The organism is bacterium, from assembly GCA_024226335.1.
Taxonomy (GTDB): domain Bacteria; phylum Myxococcota_A; class UBA9160; order SZUA-336; family SZUA-336; genus JAAELY01.
Genome location: JAAELY010000085.1, coordinates 1 through 1,308, shown reverse-complemented (window position 1 = coordinate 1,308; position 1,308 = coordinate 1). Strand labels below are relative to the sequence as shown.

Below are 1,308 nucleotides of genomic sequence, written 5' to 3'. Positions count from 1 at the left end.
TGCATCACGCACACGTGCCCACCATCGACGGCTTCCAATGTCCCACCGTCGTCCAGGACCCGGAGCAGAACGCGCTGCTGAAGGCCATCCTCTTCACGCCTTGGTCCTGCACCAACGCCGTGGACTGCGGCAGCGTCATGAACTTCCGCCACCTTCTATCCAATGGCTGCGGTCCCGAAGACGTAGCTGGCGATGCTGCTCAGCTCGCCGAACTCGCCGGTGATGCTTCTCGCCTCGCCGCGTCTTCCTCTTCGTCTTCCTCAAAGCTTGGCCGAGCCAGCGGAATCATCACTGTGTCGCCTCGCGTACCGCAGCGCGCGTACACGTTCCATCGGGCCTGGCGGCTCCGACACAGCGAGATCCACGTGCTCGCCGGCCGAGCAGACTGTCGCTGTGCGGCGGCGCGAAAGAGGTTGGTTCTCGCTGACACCACCGTCTTCGCGGAGAACAAGGAACCACGGGCCGAGATTCAGCACGGCGAGGCCACGAAGGACATGCTCCGCAACTTCTGCAGCCACCGCCTGCAGCGGACCATGGCTGCACAAGCCACACGGCTCATCTTGTCCTTCCTCGGCCTCCCGTGCAAGTGGCACGACGAGCAGTGCACGCTCGCAGAGTTCGCCGCCTACCTCGCCAGGGACGTCATCGCTCACATCGACCTCGCGGCGGAAGCCAGGGTCAAGAAACCGACGCGACCCCTCCAGGACGCGGAATCCGAGTACGACTCCGACAGCGATGATGGCGAACACCGCACTCGGCCCGCCATGGAATTCGTCGACATGGGCGGCGGGGACGGCGACGAACAGGACGTCGACGTCCCGCCCTGCGAGCTATCGAACTTTCCTTTGCACGAAGTCACCAGAACACTTTCCTTGTGCCTGCAGCAGGAGGACATCGCGTCGCTTCCTTTCAAGACGCGCAAGAGCCAGGCCGACCTCAACCTGATGCGCCTCAACGATGCCTACGGCACCCTTCTGCAGCAGAACTTCGCCTTCGATCCCGCCAGTACAGCACCACTCGTGCGTGGCTTCGGGCAACCTCACACCGACATGATCGCGCTGCAGAAGAAGACTATTGCCTTGGCCAAGAAACAACAGACCGGCGGCGAGGAGAATCTCGACGATGCGGATGCGAACGGCTCCATGTGGCCCAGCAGTGCTTCTCAGCAAGCTGAGCCACAGCTCGTGCCGCTGCCTTTGGCCATACAGGGGCCCGCGGTCGTCGCGCGCAAACTTCTCGAGGACGATGACTGCACGGAGGAACAGACGGACGCCGTGGCGCTTCTCGCACTGTCCCTGCAGAAGCGCT

Annotated in this window: 1 protein-coding gene; it reads left to right on the top strand. The window is 63.2% G+C overall.

The annotated features are described in order from the left end of the window. Nucleotides 1-1,308: hypothetical protein (locus GY725_03870; GenBank protein ID MCP4003312.1), on the top strand; the 1,308-nt coding region annotated here is incomplete at both ends.